This is a genomic window from Aeromonas sp. PS2Canimalfood6, from assembly GCF_048276795.1.
GTDB classification, from domain to species: domain Bacteria; phylum Pseudomonadota; class Gammaproteobacteria; order Enterobacterales; family Aeromonadaceae; genus Aeromonas; species Aeromonas caviae.
Genome location: NZ_JBLUXC010000009.1, coordinates 20,216 through 36,427, shown reverse-complemented (window position 1 = coordinate 36,427; position 16,212 = coordinate 20,216). Strand labels below are relative to the sequence as shown.

Sequence of the window (16,212 nt, the reverse complement as noted above, 5' to 3'; positions counted from 1 at the left end):
TATGTGTCCTTGTTGATGCTCTGGCCTCAGAGGCGAGCGAAATCATTAAACAGCGCAATGCCCATCAGTAACATCAGAATGGCGGCGCCTATCCTGAACCCAACTTCCTGAATTTTTTCCGATACCGGCTTGCCGGTGATCGCCTCGATGAGGAAATAGACCAGATGGCCACCATCGAGCACCGGCAGGGGGAACAGGTTGATGATCCCCAGGTTGACGCTGATGAGCGCCAGGAATCCGAGGAAATAGACCAACCCGTAATCGGCGCTGCTGCCGGCCCCCTTGGCGATGGAGATGGGGCCGCTCAGGTTGTCCAAAGAGACGATGCCACCGATCAGCTTGCCTATCATGTCGAAGGTCAGGGTGATCAGGCTCCAGGTCTTCTGGACCCCATGCCACAGGGCTTGCAAAGGCCCATACTGTAACAGAGTTCGATACTCATCCGGTAATGGAACCAGTTGCGGCGACAAGCCCACAAAACCGACCAGCTGGCCCTTCACTTTCTTCCCGTCCGGGGTCAGGGTCAGGGTCATCTCGCTGCCCCCGCGCTCCACCGTCACCTGCAGCGGCTGCGCCGGTGACTGCTGGACACGCTCGACAAACTGGGTCCATTCGGTGATGGCCTCTCCATCGACCCCCTTGATGCGATCCCCTATCTGAAGGCCGGCCTTCTCGCTGGCGCTCGATGGCACCACGGCCTCCACCACGGGCAGCACCTTGCCACCGAGGGGCACTATCCCGAGGCTCCCGATGGGTGACTCTTTGTCCGGATCGAATTTCCAACCTGCCAGCTGCAGGGTCTTGTCCACTGCATAGCTGGTGTTGGCCGCCTTGAGCTTGAGCTGGACCGAGTCATCGCCAAGGTGGCTGATGAGGGCGTAGGTGACGCTCTCCCAGTCACCGGTCTCCTCGCCGCCGACGCCGACGATCTCCATGCCTGGCAGGATGCCGGCCTCTGCCACGATGGAGGCGGGACGCACCTCGCCCACCACGGGTTTGACGCTCGGCACCCCTATCATGAACATCAGCCAGAAGGCGAACAGGGCGAACACGAAGTTCGCCATGGGGCCGGCCGCGACGATGGCCATCCGGGCCCAGACGCTCTTGTGGTTGAAGGCCTGCGCCTCCTCCCCCGGCTTGAGTTCGTCGACCCGGCCATCCAGCATCTTGACGTAACCGCCAAGGGGGATCAGGGCCAGCACGTATTCGGTGCCATCCTTGCCAAGGCGACGCCAGATGGCCTTGCCAAAGCCGATGGAGAAGCGCTCCACCTTGACGCCGCAACGACGAGCCACCCAGAAGTGGCCAAATTCATGCACCGCCACCAGCAGCCCGAGGGCCACGATGAAGGCGCCGATATTCCACAGAACCCCGCCCATCAGCCGCGTACCTCGCGGTCATGTCCAGTCCTGCGCTCGAGAGCATGGAGAGGGGCTGGCTGCCACCACAGTCCGTTCATACGGCAAGCTCCTTTATCAGTTGCTGGGCACGGGCTCGGGCCGTACCGTCCAGGGCGATGAGATCCGCCAGAGAGCCGGCAGCACTGCTGCCCAGCTCGGCCATGACGGATTCGTTGACTCTGGCAATATCCATAAATCCGATCCGCTCTGCAAGAAAAGCCGCGACGGCCTCCTCGTTGGCGGCATTGAGGGAGGTGGTCGCCCCCTGCCCCTGCTGGCACGCGCTCATGGCCAGCGCCAGACAGGGATAGCGCTCATAGTCGGGCCGGATAAAGCTGAACTCTCCGACACTGAAGAAATCCAAAGGTTCCACACCGGACTCGATCCGTTCCGGATAGGCCAGAGCGTGGGCAATGGGGGTGCACATGTCCGGGTTGCCGAGCTGGGCCAGCACGGAGCCATCCTTGTACTGCACCATGGAGTGAATGACGGACTGGGGGTGGATCACCACCTGGATCTGCTCGGGGGCCGCATTGAACAGCCAGCGCGCCTCGATGTACTCCAGCCCCTTGTTCATCATGGTGGCGGAGTCCACCGAGATCTTGGCCCCCATGGACCAGTTGGGATGGGCAATGGCTTGCGCCGGGGTGACATGGTGCAATTCACCCACATCGGCATAGCGGAAAGGTCCGCCGGAGCCGGTCAGCAGGATCTTGCTGATCCCCGCCCCGGCCAGATCGCAGAAACCGGGCTGGCGCTGCACGTCGACCGGCAGGCACTGGAAGATGGCGTTGTGTTCGCTGTCGATGGGCAGCAGCTCGGCGCCGTGCTCTCGCACCGCCTCCATGAAGAAGGCTCCGGACATCACCAGCGCCTCCTTGTTGGCCAGCAGAATGCGCTTGCCAGCGCGCACGGCAGCCATGGTGGGTGCCAGACCCGCCGCACCGACAATGGCCGCCATCACGCTGTGGGCATCGGGGTGAGCAGCCACGTCGCACAGGGCTGCCTGACCGGACAACACCCGGGTGGTGCTGCCGTGTGCCTTGAGCCGACCCGCCAGATCGCTGGCGGCGCCTTCGTCCACCATGACGGCGAACCGGGGGGAGAATTCGAGACAGTCGCGCAGCATGGCATCCACGCTGCGGGCAGCGGTCAGCGCCAGCACCTGCCAGCGCCCGGGGTTGTGGCGCAGTACCTTGAGGGTGCTCTGACCGATGGAGCCTGACGCTCCCAGGATCACCAGGTTTTGCATCAAGACTCCTGATTGGGTAACAGACTGATGGAGCGGGACGCTCCCGGGATCATCAGTGCGCGAAACATCAAAACTCCGGACCGAGCAACAGGTAGCTGAGCAGGAAGACGGGCAGCGCCGCCGTCAGGCTATCGATGCGATCGAGAATGCCCCCATGGCCCGGCAACAGGGTGCCGGAATCCTTGATGCCGGCTTCCCGCTTGAACATGCTCTCGGCCAGATCGCCGAGCACGGAGGCCAGCACCGCCAGCAGGGAACAGAGCAGCACGGTGCCCATCTTGGCAGGCACGAAGCCCATGAACCAGGTCACGCCGATGGCCAGCAGGCTGGCGGTAAAGAGGCCGCCCAGCATGCCTTCGATGGTTTTACCCGGGCTCACGGCCGGCGCCAGCTTGTGTTTGCCGAACGCCTTGCCGAAAAAATACGCGCCAGAATCTGCCGCCCAGACCAGTCCCATCACGAACAGCAGGATCCAGGCCCCCATCATGGGGTCGTGGTAGAAGTTGTAGCCGCGAATGGCCACCAGGGACCAGAAGAAGGGAACCAGGGTCACCAGACCGAACAGGGATTTGAGCCAGATGGATTCACGCCACAGCCTGGCGCTTTGCGGGTAGCGCAGCACCAGCAGCAGCCCCAGCAGCCACCAGCTGACGGCAGTCCAGAGCACGCCCATCACCAGCGGATGCAGTTGGGGGATCCAGAGTTGCTCCACGGGCACCCAGAACAGGCTGGCCCCCAGCAGCAGACAGAACACCAGCGGCAACCACTGTTGCGGCTGGGCAGTGACGAAGGCACTCCACTCACGGCTGGCCAGCAGAAAGACCAGGGCGGCGAGCAGGGCAAAGAATTTCAACGGCAGAAAAAACAGCGCCCCCAACACCAGGGGTACTAACAGTAATGCGGTAATAATTCGTTGTTTTAGCAAAAGAAACCTCTCTCTTGGGAGCGGGGTTTAGCCGGTCTGTTGCGCGGCGATCAATTCCCGGATCTGTTCACCCGTACACCCGAAGCGACGCTCGCGAGCAACGAAGGAGGCAACTGCCCCACTGAACTCGGCCTCGTCAAAATCGGGCCACAGGACCGGGGTAAAATAGAGTTCGGCATAGGCGAGCTGCCAAAGGACAAAGTTGCTGATGCGATGATCCCCGCCGGTGCGGATCAGCAGATCCACGGGGGGAAGATCAGCCATGCAGACATGACGACCCAATGCCGCCTCATCGACCGCCTCGGCATCCAGTTCACCCACCGCCACGGCGCTTGCCAGGGTCCGGGCCGCCTGGGCGATGTCCCACTGACCGCCATAATTGGCGGCGATATTGAGGGTCAATCCCTGATTGTTGGCGGTCAGGGCCTCGGCCTTGGCGATTTTGGCCTGCAGCCGCTCGCTGAAGCGGGCAGTGTCGCCAATCACCCGAAGGCGAATGCCGTTGCTGTGCAACTTGCTCACCTCGCGACCCAGCACCGTCATGAACAATTCCATCAGGGCGTTGACTTCCCCTTCCGGACGGCGCCAGTTCTCGCTGGAAAACGCAAACAGGGTCAGCGCCTCCATCTTGGCACGGGCGGCAAAGGCCACGGCCTCACGCACGGATTTCACGCCCGCCTTGTGCCCGGAAACCCGCATCTTGCCGCGGTTCTGGGCCCAGCGACCATTGCCATCCATGATGATGGCGACGTGACGGGGCAAGGACGAGCTGGCGCTATCGCCTAGCGCTGCCAAAAGCGACATTCATTTCTCCCACAAAGACAAAAGCGCCGTGCAGGGGCACTACACGGCGCTCGTAATATACCTGTCGGAGGCTTAGATTTCCATTAGCTCCTTTTCCTTCACAACCAGGGCGTCATCCACCAGCTTGATGAAGGTATCGGTCAGCTTCTGGATCTCTTCCTGGGCGCGACGGTCGTCGTCTTCGGAGATCTCTTTCTCTTTCAGCAGGGCTTTCAGGTCGGCGTTGGCATCGCGACGGATGTTGCGAATGGCAACCCGGGCACCTTCGGCTTCGGCACGGACGATCTTGGTCAGATCACGGCGACGCTCTTCGGTCAGCGGCGGCAGCGGCACGCGCAGAGTCTGGCCGTTGCTGGACGGGTTCAGGCCCAGATCGGAGGTCAGGATGGCTTTTTCCACCGCCTGGATCATGGAGCGATCGAAGATGGAGATGGAGAGAGTACGGGCATCTTCTGCCACCACGTTGGCCAACTGCTTCAGAGGAGTGGCAGCACCGTAATACTCCACCTGGATGCCGTCGAGCAGGCTCGGGTGAGCACGGCCGGTACGGATCTTGGACATCTGGGTCTTCAGCGACTCTACGCTTTTGCCCATGCGGTCCTTGGCGTCGTTTTTAATCTCGTTGATCACAGTGGTTTTCCTTTTGGCGAACGAGCCGACGGGCGGCTCGTATCTATCTTGTTGACTGGCGTAATGGACAAGCGAGCCTGGGGCTCACACTTGCCTTACTTGCTGGCCTGGTGGATCAGGGTACCTTCCGGCTCACCCATGATCACGCGGCGCAGCGCGCCCGGTTTGTTCATGTTGAACACCCGGATCGGCAGATCGTGGTCGCGGGCCAGGGTAAAAGCAGCAAGATCCATCACTTTGAGTTCTTTTTCAAGAACTTCATCATAACTCAGTTCCTGATAGAGCACGGCATCCGGGTTCTTGACCGGGTCATCGGTGAACACGCCATCGACCTTGGTGGCTTTCAGCACGACGTCGGCTTCGATCTCGATACCGCGCAGGCAGGCTGCCGAGTCGGTGGTAAAGAAGGGGTTGCCGGTACCGGCAGAGAAGATCACCACCTTGCCGGCACGCAGCTGGCTGATGGCTTCGGCCCAGCTGTAGGAGTCGCAGACCCCTTGCAGGGAGATGGCCGACATCAGGCGGGCATTCACATAAGCACGATGCAGGGCATCACGCATGGCCAGGCCGTTCATGACGGTCGCCAGCATGCCCATGTGGTCACCCACCACGCGATTCATGCCTGCCTTGGCAAGGCCGGCACCACGGAACAGGTTGCCGCCACCGATGACCAGACCGACCTGAACACCCAGCTCAACCAGCTCTTTGATCTCTTGGGCCATCCGTTCCAGCACCGCCGGATCAATGCCGAAACCCTCGGATCCTTGCAGGGCTTCACCACTCAACTTCAGAAGAACACGTCTGTATGCAGGCTTGGGATTGGTACTCATGTCACTGATTCCTGGTCATATAAAGACCGCGACATAAGTCGCGGTCTGGGGAAACGGAAAAACCGGTTCGATTAGGCCTTCTGAGCGGCCGCGATCTGGGCTGCTACTTCAGCAGCGAAGTCGGTCTCTTGCTTCTCGATGCCTTCGCCCACTTCGAAACGGGTGAAGGAAACAACGTCAGCGCCTTCTTTCTTCAGCAGCTCGGCAACGGTCATGGAAGGATCTTTCACGAACGGTTGACCAGTCAGGGAAACCTCACCGGTGAACTTCTTCATGCGGCCTTCAACCATCTTCTCGGCGATCTCTTTCGGCTTGCCGGAGTTGATGGCGATGTCGATCTGGATTTCGCGCTCTTTGGCAACGACTTCGGCAGACACGTCTTCCGGTTTGACGAATTGCGGGCTGTTGGCAGCAACGTGCATGGCCAGATCTTTGGCCAGCTCGTCGGTACCGCCAACCAGCTTGGTGATAACACCGATGCGGGAGCCGTGAACGTAGGTGCCCAGGTTGTCACCTTCAACCAGCATCACGCGACGCAGGTTCATGTTCTCACCGATCTTAGCGATCAGGTTGGTGATGGTCAGCTCGACGGACTCGCCGTTGCCGAAGTCGGCGGCTTTCAGCGCGTCAACGTCAGCGATTTTCTGGGTAGCAGCGATCTCGACGATCTTCTGACCCATGGCCAGGAAACCGGCATCCTTGGAAACGAAGTCAGTCTCGCAGTTCAGCTCGATCATGACGGCAACGTTGCCTTCGGTACGGGCGAAGATCACACCTTCAGCGGCGATACGGCCAGCTTTCTTGGCGGCCTTGGCCTGACCGGATTTACGCATGTTCTCGATAGCCAGCTCGATATCACCGTTGGCTTCTTCCAGCGCTTTTTTGCAATCCATCATGCCAGCGGCGGTGCGCTCGCGCAGTTCTTTTACCAGGGCGGCAGAAATGTTTGCCATGTCCAGTATCCTCGGTCTTGAATTGACAAGAAACAGGGGCCACAAGGGCCCCTGCTAACCAATTACATCAGCTTGGTTAATAAGGGCTTTTCAGTCCTTATCAATTACTCAGCTTCAACGAAGCCATCTTGTTCGGCTTGAACAACGATGTCCTGCTCACGGGCTTCCAGAACGGTGTCAGCAGCAGCGTTCAGGTACAGCTGTACGGCACGGATAGCGTCGTCGTTACCCGGGATGACATAGTCAACGCCGTCCGGGTTGGAGTTGGTATCAACGATGGAAACTACCGGGATACCCAGGTTGTTGGCTTCTTTGATAGCGATGTGCTCGTGGTCGGCATCGACAACGAACAGAACGTCAGGCAGGCCGCCCATGTTCTTGATACCACCCAGGCTCTTCTCCAGCTTTTCCATTTCGCGAGTACGCATCAGCGCCTCTTTCTTGGTCAGCTTGTCGAAGGTACCGTCTTCGCTCTGGGTTTCCAGATCTTTCAGGCGCTTGATGGACTGACGAACGGTTTTCCAGTTGGTCAGCATGCCGCCCAGCCAGCGGTGGTTAACATAGAACTGGTCGCAACGCTCAGCGGCTTCTTTGACGGCTTCAGACGCGGCACGCTTGGTACCTACGAACAGTACCTTGCCTTTCTTGGCAGCTACGGAGCTGATGAAGTTCATGGCATCGTCAAACATCGGAACGGTTTTTTCCAGGTTGATGATGTGAACTTTGCTGCGGGCGCCGAAGATGTAGGACTTCATTTTCGGGTTCCAGTAACGAGTCTGGTGACCGAAGTGAACGCCGGCTTGCAGCATGTCGCGCATAGAAACTTTAGCCATTTTATACCTCTGTATTGGGGTTAGGCCTCCACGCATCCCATATAACCGACCCGTTAAGGCACCCCGGCATATGTGTCGATGTGTGTGTGTTGTTGAGTAAGGGTGATGGCATGAGGACACGAGTTCCCCATTCCGGCGCGCTTTATACCATAACTTTGGTCATGACACCACCAGCCCGGGTGCTAAAAATGGATCCCGGATCATGGTGCGACCGCCTGATGACGTTGCGATGACGATCACACTGGAAGTAAACGGGGGTTGGGGATAAAATTTCGCCCTGATTGCAAACGCATCTATTTTTCATTACCTGGTTGTTGGGCATCGGCAGGATGCGCAATCAGGCCCCAAGAGAGATCCCATGTCCATTAAAATCAAGACACCGGAAGAGATTGAAAAAATGCGTGTCGCCGGCCAGCTGGCCGCCGACGTGCTGGTCATGATCGCCCCCCACGTCAAGGCGGGCGTCACCACAGACGAACTGAATACCCTCTGCCACGATTACATCGTCGACGTGCAACAGGCCATCCCCGCGCCGCTCAATTACCACGGCTTCCCCAAGTCCATCTGTACTTCAGTGAACGATGTCATCTGCCATGGCATCCCGAACCACAAGAAGCTGCGGGAAGGGGACATCATCAATCTGGATATCACCGTCATCAAGGATGGTTATCACGGCGATACCTCCGCCATGTTCATCGTGGGCCAGACCACCCCCCTGCGTCGCCAGCTCTGCAAGGTGGCCCAGGATAGCCTCTATGCCGCCATCAAACGGGTGCGCCCGGGCATGTGCATCACCGAGATCGGCGCCGTCATCCAGCCCATCGTCGAGCAGGCCGGCTTCTCCGTGGTACGCGACTACTGCGGCCATGGCATCGGTGCCGAGTTCCACGAAGAGCCGCAGATCCTGCACTACCGCAACGGCGGCAAGCTGGAGCTGAAAGCGGGCATGTGCTTCACCATCGAGCCCATGGTCAACAGCAAGAAGTACCACTGCAAGGTCAATCCGAAGGATGGCTGGACCGTGACCACCAAAGACGGCGGCGACTCCGCCCAGTGGGAGCACACCCTGCTGGTGACCGAGGATGGCTGCGAGGTCCTGACCCTGCGCCCCGACGACACTATCGAGCGTTTTATCCGCCACGTTTGACATTCAACCCCGGCCGCGCGCCGGGGTTGCTCTTTACCCGGCCCGACCGAGAGTGTGACATGCCATGGATGCCAGCCTGCTTTCTCCCCATCTGCTCCCAGACGATCAGCTCACCCGTGACAACTGCAAGGAGTACCTGAGCCGCTTTCTCGCCTGGCTGCACGAGCGCTTCGACGCCGGTGACAACATCATCGAACTGGTGGCCACCCGCTCCGAATACATGGACGCGCTGCTGACCAGGCTCTGGCACAAGTTCGGCTTCGACAGGACCGAGCTCACCCTGATCGCGGTGGGGGGCTATGGCCGCGGCGAGCTGCACCCCCACTCCGACATCGATCTGCTTATCCTCTATGAAGGGGACGAGCTGGACGAGGTGCTGGGGCTGCGCATCGGCGAGTTCATCACCCTCTTGTGGGATCTCAAGCTGGAAGTGGGGCAGTCGGTGCGCAACGTGGCCGAGTGCATCGAGCAGGGTCGCAACGACATCACGGTTGCCACCAACCTCATCGAGGCCCGTTACATCACGGGTCGCCTGGCGGGATTCGAGCAGTTGCAGGCGGCCACCCAGCCCCAGCACTTCTGGCCGAGCGAAGCCTTCTTTCGTGCCAAACGCGAAGAGCAGGCCCTGCGCCACCAGCAGTTTCTCGGTACCGCCTACAAGCTGGAGCCGGATCTCAAGAACAATCCCGGGGGCCTTCGCGACATCCAGACCCTGGCCTGGGTCGCCCGCCGCCACTTCGGCGCCACCACCCTGTTCGAGATGACCAGCCACGGTTTTCTCAACCGGGCCGAGTACCGGGAATTGCTCGACTGTCAGAATTTCCTGTGGAAGGTGCGCTTCGCCCTGCACATGGCCATCAACAAGGGGGACAACCGTCTCTTGTTCGACCGCCAGCGCACCGTGGCCCAGATGCTGGGGTTCGAGGGCGAGGGCAACGGCCCGGTCGAGCAGATGATGAAGCGCTTCTACCAGACTGTGCGACGGGTGGCCGAACTCAACGAGATGCTGCTGCAACTCTTTGACGAGGCCATTCTCGGCAACACCGCCATGGACGTGCGCCGCATCAGCGACGAATTCCAGCTGCGCGGCCGCCTCATCGATGCGGTGGACTCCGAGCTGTTCGGCCGGGATCCTGCCGCCATCCTGCGACTCTTCTACCAGATAGCCCAGCACCCGGAGATTGCCGGCATCCACTCCGCCACCTTGCGCCAGTTGCGCGAGGCCAGACGCACCCTCAACTGCTGGCTGCAAGATCTACCCGAGTGCCGCCGTCTCTTCATGGCGCTCCTGCGCCACCCCAACGGCATCGGCCAGCCGCTCACCCTGATGCACAAGTACGGGATCCTCGCGGCCTACCTGCCCCAGTGGAACCTCATCGTCGGCCAGATGCAGTTCGACATGTTCCACGCCTACACGGTGGACGAGCACACCCATCGGCTGCTGCAGAACATCCATCGCTTCCCGAATCCAGCCAACCGCCAGACTCACCCGCTCTGCCACGAGGTGTTCACCCAGTTGCGCAAGCCCGAGCTGCTCAGCATCGCCGCCCTCTTCCACGACATCGCCAAGGGCAGGCGTGGCGATCATTCCGAACTCGGGGCCGTGGATGCGCTGGAATTTTGCCAGTTGCACGGGCTGGATCGCTACGAGAGCCGACTGGTCGCCTGGCTGGTGCGCCACCATCTGCTGATGTCGGTCACCGCCCAGCGCCGCGACATCTACGACCCGGACGTGGTCACCGACTTCGCCCAGAAGGTGCGGGATGAATTGCACCTCGACCTGCTCTATTGCCTGACCGTGGCCGACATCTGTGCCACCAACGACAGTCTGTGGAACGACTGGAAGGGCACCCTGCTGCGCGAACTCTACTTCGCCACCCAAAAGGCCCTGCGCCAGGGGTTGGAAAACCCGCCGGACATGCGCCTAAAGATCCGTGAAAACCAGCGCCAGGCCAGGCAGATCCTGACCCAGCGCGAGGTGCCACAGGAGGCGGTCACCGCCCTCTGGAACGACTTCAAGGCCGATTACTTCCTGCGCCACAGCCCGGAGCAGATCGCCTGGCACTGCCGCAAGATCATCGCCCACGGTGACAACCCGGCCCCCCTGGTGCTCATCGGCAAGCATCCCATACGGGGCGGTAGCGAGGTGTTCATCTATTGCCGCGATACCCCCAACCTCTTTGCCACCGTGGCTTCGGCACTGGATCAGAAGAACCTCAGCATCCACGACGCCCAGATCATGAATTCGCGCAACGACTATGTGCTCGACACCTTCATCGTGCTGGAACCGAACGGCGAGCCCATCAGCCCCAACCGTACCGCCACCATCAAGAAGGCGCTGGAGAAAGCCCTTCAGGAGCCGGGCAAGCTGGTCCTGCGCAGCAAGCCCCTGTCTAGACGCCACCGCCAGTTCAGCGTGCCGACCAGGGTGGTCTTCCTGCCCCACAAGGGGGAAAACCGCCACACCCTGCTGGAGCTGACGGCCCTGGACACTCCGGGCCTATTGGCCCGTATCGGTGCCGTGTTCCAGCAGTGCGGCCTCTCCCTCCATGCCGCCAAGATCACCACCATCGGTGAGCGGGTGGAGGACTTCTTCAGCCTCACCACCCTGGCCGGAGAGCCGCTGAACCCGGAGGAGCAACAAGCCCTCGAGGAGAGGCTGGTCAATCAGCTCAACCCCCAGGAACCGGTTGGTGAGAGTGCCTGACACGCTCGGATGAAGCCTCGAAAGAGGCTTTTTGACGCATTGATTCCTCAATCAGAACAAATGGTTGGACCACTCAAGTACAATAAATCGCCCTGATTCTGAAGAAATCGGCGAGAGCCCTTAAAAACGATTGGAAAAGTGTGATACAACAAACAGAATTTTATAAAGGAAACCTGTCATGACCCAGTTGCAACAGACCATCGAAGCGGCCTTCGAGCGCCGTGACTCCATCACCCCCGGCTCCGTCGATGCCGCCACCAAGGCCGCCATTCTGGAAGCCATCGACCTGCTGGACTCCGGCAAAGCCCGGGTTGCCGAGAAGATTGCCGGCGAGTGGGTCGTCCACCAGTGGCTGAAGAAGGCCGTGCTGCTCTCCTTCCGCATCAACGACAACGGCATCATCAAGGGAGACGATGCCCAGTACTACGACAAGGTTCCCCTGAAGTTCTCCAACTACACCGAAGAGCAGTTCAAGGCTGCCGGTGTTCGCGTCGTGCCGCCCGCGACCGCGCGCAAAGGCTCCTTCATCGCCCCGAACACCGTGCTGATGCCCTCCTACGTCAACATCGGCGCCTTCGTCGATGAAGGCACCATGGTCGACACCTGGGCCACCGTGGGCTCCTGCGCCCAGATCGGCAAGAACGTGCATCTCTCCGGCGGCGTCGGCATCGGCGGCGTACTGGAGCCACTGCAGGCCAACCCGACCATCATCGAAGACAACTGCTTCATCGGTGCCCGTTCCGAAGTGGTGGAAGGGGTGATCGTCGAGGAAGGCTCCGTCATCTCCATGGGGGTCTTCATCGGCCAGTCCACCCGCATCTATGACCGCGAAACCGGCGAAATCCACTACGGCCGCGTCCCGGCCGGCTCCGTGGTCGTTTCCGGCTCCCTGCCCTCCAAGTGCGGCAAGTACAGCCTCTACGCCGCCGTCATCGTCAAGAAGGTGGATGCCAAGACCCGCGCCAAGGTCGGCATCAACGCCCTGCTGCGCTCCATCGACGAGTAATCCACGTCGATGTCATCAAGGGCACCTCTGGTGCCCTTTTTCATGCCCGCTCTCATGGGTGGACGCCAACTCTCCTGCCCCACCAGCACTGCACACCCCCATGAGACGATACCGCTTATGGCAGTGCTGACAAGGCGTTCACCCCTCCCCCTTGGCTCGCTGATTAAAAAAGACCTTTTTGACACCAATTTGAATTTGGCGCGCCTGTCACAGGCAAGGCGTCCGGACTCGGGTAAGATAGAGGGGTCAGGATCGTTTCAAACCAAGGAAGCCCGATGTACGAGAATCTCAAAAGCCTGGGGATCCAGGAACTCACCTCGGTGGACAGCTACACCCTGCGCCAGGAAGCCAACCACGACATCCTCAAGATCTATTTCAAGAAGCAGAAGGGTGAATTCTTCGCCAAGAGCGTCAAATTCAAATACCCTCGCCAGCGCAAGACCATGCTGGTCGACTCGGGGACCCATGAGTACAAAGATGTCACCGAGATCAACGCCAACCTCAAATACGTGGTGGATGAGCTGGACAATCTGACCCAGGGCGGCCAGCCTTCCGCCGATCCGGACATCAAGCAGAAAATACTGCGCGACTTGCGTCATCTGGAAAAGGTGGTGCAGAACAAGATCAGCGAGATAGAACGGGATCTCGAAAAGCTTTAAGCCGGTCTGATGCAGCAAAGGCGCCCAGGGGCGCCTTTTTCATTGGGTCACACCATGCTGGCGCCGTCAGGAAAGCCCCCGCACATGTCCCGCCACCAAACGCAACCCAGCAAAAAGGGAGGCTTGCGCCTCCCTTTTCGGAACTCGGATATCGGAGCGACAATCAGTTGCTCTTCATCCAGATGTCCATTTCAGTTTTCAGGTTGTCGGACTTGGTGCCGAAGATGGCTTGTACACCGGAACCCGCCACCACCACACCGGCGGCACCCAGCTTCTTCAGACCAGCCTGGTCAACCTTGGCCACATCCTTCACACCGACACGCAGACGGGTGATGCAGGCGTCCAGAGAGGCGATGTTCTCTTTGCCACCGAAGGCGGAGACCAGTGCAGCAGACATCTCGTCCTTGCTTTGACCGGCAGAGGACTCTTGGGCAGCTTCGTCTTCACGACCCGGGGTTTTCAGGTTCATGGCACGGATGACCACGGTGAAGACCACGTAGTAGATGACCGCGTAGACCAGACCCAGACCCACCAGCAGCAGCATGTTGTCGGCACGCGGAGATTGCACCACGAAGTCGATGAAGCCGTTGGAGAAGGTGTGACCGTGAACGACACCCAGCATGTTGGTCAGCACGTATGCCAGACCGGCCAGCAGGGCGTGGATGGCGTACAGAACCGGGGCCACGAACAGGAAGGAGAATTCGATAGGCTCAGTGATACCGGTCAGGAAGGAGGTCAGGGCAGCAGAAGCCATGATACCTACGATCTTGGCGCGGTTTTCCGGCTTGGCGGAGTGCGCAATGGCGAATGCAGCAGCAGGCAGACCGAACATCTTGAACAGGTAGCCACCCGCCAGCTGACCGAAGCCGTTGCCGGCAGCACGGGAAGCGTCATCAGCAGTCAGGAAACAGGTCATGATGCCGTGTACGGTTTCACCGGCGGCGTTGACGCAAGTACCAGCCTGATAGAAGAACGGCACGTTCCAGATGTGGTGCAGACCGAACGGGATCAGGGAGCGCTCAACCACGCCGTAGATACCGAAGGCCAGGACCGGGTTCTGGTTGGCAGCCCAGTCGGAGAAGGCACCGATGGCACCACCAATCGGTGGCCAGATGAAGGAGAGCACGACACCCAGACCGATGGAAACGAAACCGGTGATGATGGGCACGGCGCGCTTGCCGGCGAAGAAGCCAAGGTACTCTGGCAGCTGGATCTTGTAGAAGCGGTTGAACGCCCAGGCAGCCACGCCACCGGCGAGGATACCACCCAGCACACCGGTATCGATCTTCTCGACACCCATCACAGGCGCCATCACAGTCAGGGTGGCGGTCATGATGCCGTAGCCGACGATGGCGGACAGGCCGGACACACCGTCGTTATTGGTGAAGCCAAGGGCGACGCCCACGGCGAACAGCAGAGCCATCTGGCCGAATACGGAACCACCGGCCTGCTCCATCAGTTGGGAGACGATTTCCGGCAACCAGCTGAAGTGGGCAGCCCCCACCCCCAGCAGAATACCTGCAACGGGCAAGACCGATACGGGCAGCATCAGCGCCTTACCGACCTTTTGCAGATTAGAGAAAGCATTTTTTAACATGTGTGCGCTCCTGAATGGATTTTTTTCCGACAACGACTCAGGGCAGTTTATTGATGACGATGTGCTTCATCCGTCACTGCGCCAAATGCGTTTTCCGGGTTGCTTATTTTGACCAGCAGAATATAACCCAGCGGGGGTGGAAATGCCTCTGTCGGAAACAAGGGAATAATAAATTTGGAGGAGAGATCACAAGATAATAAATAAGCAGAGAGGGGACTATCTTGAATATTATTTCGTATTGTTATAGCTTCGCCGCAAAAAGAAATAAACCACTTCAAAATAAATCACAAAGAAACCAAATAATGCCCAACGATACTCAATGTAACCGAATGTAACTTACTGCGGATTTATATTATCCAGTCTACCGATTAAAAAGGCCTCCAACAAGGGAGGCCTCCAATAAATATCGATTTTAATAAACCGAGATATTTAGTTCTTCTGTGAACGTTTCACTGCATCAATAAAGACCGATTTCGCCTTGGTTGAACCGGCACGCTCGGCTTCATTCACGAGCTGCATCGCCTTGTCGATGTCACCGGCCTTCACCGCTTTCTCGATCTGGGCGTTGTAGAAGCTCTCGGTCTCGCTCAGCATGGCGGGAGCCGGTTTGCTGGGGGTCTCTGCCACTGCAGCCGTGGTGGCCGCCGTCGCAGCCACGGCAGTGGTAGCAGGCTTGGCCTGGCTCATCGCCACCTTGTCGGCGTATTCAGGCTTGAACACGGCTTCCAGGCCTTGTCCCTTGGCGATGTCCGTGACCTTTATCTGTACCAGACCCCAGGGCGAATGGGGGATCACGGGGTCCTTGATATCCGGCTCGACCGTGCCGTTGGCACGGGCAAAGGCCTTCGCGGGGTGCAAGATGGTGGTGCTGCCCGCCGTCTCGTTGGCCGGCGCATAGACCACCATATAGGTTTCAGTGGCGGGATTGCCCGGCATGCTGCGGTCCACAAACACACGCCCCTCAATCCTGTCGTTGTCGAGCAGGTGGGCTGGTTGATAGGCAAAGACCGACTCACCCAGCACGCGAGTCACCTTGAACTGGGCATCCAGCATGATCACCTTGGGAACCAGGACCGTCTTGCTGACCTGGGAGGCCAGGGTGATGGCCAGATTGCCGGTATTGGCCGGCAGACGATAGGCGGCAAAATAGCTCATGCCCTCGTCAAACTGATAACTGGGCTGCTTGCCGTCGATGGCCAGCAGCGTCTCGCCTTCCGGCAGGGAGACATAATTGAATTCGTTGAACCCTGTGCAACAACTGGTTGCCTGGGAGAGCGCCTGCTTGGCCTGATCGGCATTACTCAGAATGGAGGCGTGCTCCTGCACGGGCACCACCATGCTACCGGAACAACCGGCCAGCAGCGCGGTCACCATGGCCGCGATAGACATCTTTACCAGTTTCATTCTTCTTATCTCCATAACCCGGTTGCCACATCATGCGAAACAAAACTGCCCCCATAAGGGGGCAG

14 protein-coding genes are annotated in these 16,212 nt (G+C 59.4%); 4 read left to right on the top strand and 10 right to left on the bottom strand.

Annotated elements, in window-relative coordinates; genetic code table 11:
• Positions 1-26: 26 nt before the first annotated feature.
• From rseP to rpsB, 8 genes are all read right to left on the bottom strand, one after another.
• The gene (rseP, locus tag ACNPAA_RS05945) at positions 27-1,379 is read right to left on the bottom strand and encodes a sigma E protease regulator RseP (RefSeq protein WP_043152308.1); all 1,353 of its coding nucleotides are present in this window, start codon (positions 1,377-1,379) and stop codon (positions 27-29) included.
• Between the two features lie 76 nt (positions 1,380-1,455).
• Entirely contained in the window at positions 1,456-2,652 is a 1,197-nt protein-coding gene (ispC, locus tag ACNPAA_RS05940) for a 1-deoxy-D-xylulose-5-phosphate reductoisomerase (protein ID WP_041211293.1), read from the bottom strand.
• A 67-nt stretch (positions 2,653-2,719) separates the two neighbouring features.
• On the bottom strand, positions 2,720-3,577 hold the full coding sequence (locus ACNPAA_RS05935; RefSeq protein ID WP_039039428.1) for a phosphatidate cytidylyltransferase: 858 nt from the start codon (positions 3,575-3,577) through the stop codon (positions 2,720-2,722).
• Between the two features lie 27 nt (positions 3,578-3,604).
• A complete protein-coding gene (gene uppS / locus ACNPAA_RS05930; RefSeq protein WP_417891644.1) occupies positions 3,605-4,381 on the bottom strand; it encodes a polyprenyl diphosphate synthase in 777 nt (258 codons plus the stop codon).
• Positions 4,382-4,453: 72 nt separating this feature from the next.
• Positions 4,454-5,011, bottom strand: coding sequence for a ribosome recycling factor (frr, locus tag ACNPAA_RS05925; RefSeq protein ID WP_010673406.1), 558 nt, complete (start codon positions 5,009-5,011; stop codon positions 4,454-4,456).
• Between the two features lie 95 nt (positions 5,012-5,106).
• Complete coding sequence (gene pyrH, locus ACNPAA_RS05920) at positions 5,107-5,841, bottom strand: UMP kinase (RefSeq protein WP_010673405.1); 735 nt, start codon at positions 5,839-5,841, stop codon at positions 5,107-5,109.
• A gap of 71 nt (positions 5,842-5,912) precedes the next feature.
• On the bottom strand, positions 5,913-6,794 hold the full coding sequence (gene tsf / locus ACNPAA_RS05915) for a translation elongation factor Ts (RefSeq protein WP_010673404.1): 882 nt from the start codon (positions 6,792-6,794) through the stop codon (positions 5,913-5,915).
• 104 nt (positions 6,795-6,898) lie between these two features.
• The gene (gene rpsB / locus ACNPAA_RS05910; RefSeq protein WP_010673403.1) at positions 6,899-7,627 is read right to left on the bottom strand and encodes a 30S ribosomal protein S2; all 729 of its coding nucleotides are present in this window, start codon (positions 7,625-7,627) and stop codon (positions 6,899-6,901) included.
• Between the two features lie 358 nt (positions 7,628-7,985).
• Here rpsB and map point away from each other — a divergent pair, with 358 nt between their 5' ends.
• The 4 genes from map (at position 7,986) to ACNPAA_RS05890 (ending at position 13,146) form a co-directional block, all read left to right on the top strand.
• Entirely contained in the window at positions 7,986-8,774 is a 789-nt protein-coding gene (gene map / locus ACNPAA_RS05905) for a type I methionyl aminopeptidase (RefSeq protein WP_010673402.1), read from the top strand.
• A 64-nt stretch (positions 8,775-8,838) separates the two neighbouring features.
• Positions 8,839-11,481 carry a bifunctional uridylyltransferase/uridylyl-removing protein GlnD gene (gene glnD, locus ACNPAA_RS05900; protein WP_103858158.1) on the top strand — a complete coding sequence of 881 codons (2,643 nt, stop codon included), beginning with the start codon at positions 8,839-8,841 and terminating at the stop codon, positions 11,479-11,481.
• 178 nt (positions 11,482-11,659) lie between these two features.
• Positions 11,660-12,487, top strand: a complete 828-nt coding sequence (gene dapD / locus ACNPAA_RS05895) for a 2,3,4,5-tetrahydropyridine-2,6-dicarboxylate N-succinyltransferase (RefSeq protein ID WP_010673400.1) — start codon at positions 11,660-11,662, stop codon at positions 12,485-12,487.
• Positions 12,488-12,762: 275 nt separating this feature from the next.
• Positions 12,763-13,146: a DUF3461 family protein gene (locus tag ACNPAA_RS05890; RefSeq protein ID WP_171865026.1), complete on the top strand. Its 384-nt coding sequence runs from the start codon at positions 12,763-12,765 to the stop codon at positions 13,144-13,146.
• Between the two features lie 163 nt (positions 13,147-13,309).
• Here the strand turns inward: ACNPAA_RS05890 and ptsG are convergent, their stop codons facing one another.
• The gene (ptsG, locus tag ACNPAA_RS05885) at positions 13,310-14,743 is read right to left on the bottom strand and encodes a PTS glucose transporter subunit IIBC (protein ID WP_010673398.1); all 1,434 of its coding nucleotides are present in this window, start codon (positions 14,741-14,743) and stop codon (positions 13,310-13,312) included.
• A gap of 429 nt (positions 14,744-15,172) precedes the next feature.
• Positions 15,173-16,147, bottom strand: a complete 975-nt coding sequence (locus ACNPAA_RS05880) for a MalM family protein (protein WP_417891643.1) — start codon at positions 16,145-16,147, stop codon at positions 15,173-15,175.
• Positions 16,148-16,212 lie beyond the last annotated feature (65 nt).